The organism is Micromonospora sp. NPDC003776 (genome assembly GCF_053605645.1).
This window is the reverse complement of record NZ_JBSGJR010000703.1, coordinates 1-3108: the sequence shown is the minus strand read 5'-3', so window position 1 is coordinate 3108 and position 3108 is coordinate 1. Positions and strand designations below refer to the sequence as shown.

Annotated in this window: 3 protein-coding genes; 2 read left to right on the top strand and 1 reads right to left on the bottom strand. The window is 72.9% G+C overall.

Going from position 1 to position 3108, the window contains the following annotated elements; genetic code table 11:
* The coding region (locus ACWEVO_RS33640; protein WP_452311452.1) for a CoA transferase at nucleotides 1-400 on the top strand (400 nt) is incomplete at its 5' end.
* Nucleotides 401-1086: 686 nt separating this feature from the next.
* Nucleotides 1087-2625 (top strand): TROVE domain-containing protein, encoded by a 1539-nt coding sequence (locus ACWEVO_RS33635; protein ID WP_452311451.1) that lies wholly within the window; start codon nucleotides 1087-1089, stop codon nucleotides 2623-2625.
* A gap of 43 nt (nucleotides 2626-2668) precedes the next feature.
* Here the strand turns inward: ACWEVO_RS33635 and ACWEVO_RS33630 are convergent.
* On the bottom strand, nucleotides 2669-3108 hold a 440-nt coding region (locus ACWEVO_RS33630), incomplete at its 5' end, for a TlpA family protein disulfide reductase (protein ID WP_452311450.1).

The window sequence follows — 3108 nt, the reverse complement described above, 5'->3', positions numbered from 1 at the left end:
CGACAGCCTGGTCCAGGCAGCCACCGGCATCGCCGAGGTGGAGCGCCGGGCGGACGGCACCCCGGGCGTGCTGCCGGCCCAGGCCCTCGACCACGGCACCGGCTACCTGCTGGCCGCGGCCGTGCTGCGGGCACTCGCCGAGCGCGCACGGCGGGGCGGGGCGTGGACGGCGGAGCTGTCGCTGGCGCGTATCGCCCGGTGGCTGCGGCACGACCTGCCGGCCGGAACGGTTACGGGCGGGACCGTGCCCGACCCGGCCCCCTGGTGCGACGAACGGGACGCCCCGGCGGGCCGGCTCCGCTACGTGTTGCCGCCAGTGACCATGCCGGGCGGCCCGCGCACCTGGGCGACACCACCGACACGTCTGGGCGGCGACCCGCCGGTCTGGCGACCGGCGTGACCCGTCCCGTCGGGCCCGTACGGATATCGGCTTGCTGACGGGCGGGAGTGTCCCTACCGTCGTGGGGCACCTCCCGGTGCGCTGGTGACGGCTACTTCCGCTCATAACGGGGAGACGCGGGTTCGAATCCCGCCGCCGCCTTCGGCGGTGTCGACCAGCGGCCCAGGTCACCGTGGTCCGCAAGGGCCGACCGCCGTCGCCGCTCCGGTCTCGGGAGGTGCATACACGCCGCATACCCGGTGCGACGGACACGGCTACTTCTCCGGCAAGGGGCCCTCGCGGCCCTGCGGTTCGAATCCGCTGACGCCGTGCCCAACCCTGATCTCGGGTGTGCGGCGTGTTCGGTTCCCGGCCCAAATGACATTGCCGCCCAGCTGCCGCGGCACGTAGGTTGATGCCGCACTTCCCGGTGCGAAGGTGACGGTTACATCTTGGAGGGGTCCACGACCCCGGTGAAGAGCCCGTCCGTCACCGGCTTCTGATCTCGGGAGGCGCCACCACACCGCACACCCGGTGCGTAGGCAACGGTTACTTCGGGATCCGCGGGTTGGGGGTTCGAGTCCCCCGATGCCTTCGGGCTGATAGCTCAATCGGACAGAGCAGCGGACATGTCCGTCGCCGACTTCTGATCTCGGGTGTGCGCTGTGGCGGCGTCTCCCCCTTCTTCGACAGGCATGGGGGACGTGATGGCGAAGTTCAACCTCAAGCTGCGCCAGCACCGGCACGAGGCCGACCAGATCGTGACCGCCGAGGGCGGGCCCGGCTTCCTGCGCGAGCCGCGCACCGAACTCTTCCTGCTCGCCGTGTCGAACATGGTCGGCGAGGACACCTTCTACGAGGGCGCCGCCGGCCGGGATGCCCGGTTCCGGGAGTTGGTCGCCGCCGTCGCGGTCGCCGACCCGGAGTGGTTCGGCCGGTTCGTGCCGTGGCTGCGTACGGGTGCCATGCTGCGCTCGGCGTCCGTGGTGGCCGCCCTCGAAGGCGCCCGGGCACAGGTCGCCGCTGGGGTTCCGGGCTCGCGGTCGATCGTGGACGCGGCGTTGCAGCGGGCCGACGAGCCGGGTGAGGCGCTGGCCTACTGGCTGGGCCGCTACGGCCGGGCGCTGCCCAAGCCGGTCAAGCGCGGCATCGCCGATGCCGTCGTCCGGCTGTATCACGAGCGCAGCCTGCTCAAGTACGACGCCGAGAGCAGTGCCGTGCGGTTCGGCGATGTCATCGACCTGACCCACCCGGCGGCGAAGGACGATCGGCAGGGTGACCTGTTCCGGCATGCCCTGGACCGGCGCCACAAGCGCGACAACCCGCTACCAACGTCGCTGACGGTGCTGACGGCGCGAGCCGAGCTGATGGCCCTGCCGGTGGAGCAGCGCTGCGAGGTCACCGACCCGACGGTACTGGGCGCGGCCGGTATGACGTGGGAGGCGCTCGCCGGCTGGCGTCAGACCACCATGGACGCCGCGGCGTGGGAGGCGGTCATCCCGACCATGGGCTACCTGGCGTTGCTGCGCAACCTGCGTAACTTCGACCGGGCGGGGGTCGGTGACGCCGTCGCCGAGACGGTGGCGGCGAAGCTGTCCGACCCGGGCGAGGTCGCCCGGTCGCGGGTCCTGCCGATGCGCTTCCTGTCGGCGTACAACGCGGCGCCGAGCCTGCGGTGGGCGTACCCGCTGGAGAAGGCGTTGCAGCACGCGCTGGCGCACGTGCCCGCGCTGGACGGCAGGACGCTGATCCTGATCGACACGTCCGGGTCGATGACCAGCGCGTTCAGCAAGGACGGCACGCTGCGCTGCTGGGACGCGGCCACCCTGTTCGGCCTCGCGCTGGCCGCCCGTGCGCGGGACGCGACGGTGGTGTCGTTCTCCACCGCCAACACGGTGTTCCCGTCAGTGGCCGGCGAGTCGGTGCTGGCGGCGGTGCGCCGGTTCAAGGAGGGCGGCTACTTCCACGGCGACGGGACGGAAACCGAGAAGGCCGTGCGGGCGCACTACGCCGGGCACGACCGGGTGGTCATCCTCACCGACGAGCAGGCGCACTGGCACGGCTCCGCCGACGTGGCCGCCGCGGTGCCCGCACGGGTTCCGGTCTACACCTGGAACCTGGCCGGATACCGGGTCGGGCATACGCCGACGGCCGGAAACCGGCACACGTACGGCGGTCTCTCCGACGCCGCGTTCGCGATGATCCCGCTCATCGAGGCCGGGTCCCGCGACCAGTGGCCGTTCTGACCACCGGCGCGACGTCGGCACCGCCCCCTGACCGGCCCGCCGGTCAGGGGGCGAGCACCAGCTCACCCAGCCGCTGGTCGAGGGCGGTCGCGTCCACCCCGCCCGGCCAGCCGCGCAGCAGCGCGCCGCCCTTGCCGACCAGCACCACGGCCGGCGGCTCGCGGACCGCGTACGACCGCGCGATCATGCCGTCGTCGTCGACCACCACCGGATGGTCCACCCGGTGCTCGCGCAGGTAGCGCTGCAGCTCCGCCGGCTTGTCCCCGGTGGCCACCCCGACGAACACCACCCTGTCCCGGTGGGTGCGGGCCAGCTCGCTCAGGGCGTCCTGCCGCTGCGCGCACAGGTTGCACCACGAGGTGAAGAAGACCAGCACCACGGGGCGGTCGGCCCACAGGTCGGCGAGGGCGACCCGGCTGCCGTCGGTGAGCGGGCCGGTGACGGCCGGCGCGCCCGGCGCCCCGGAGGGGGTCGGGCGCAACG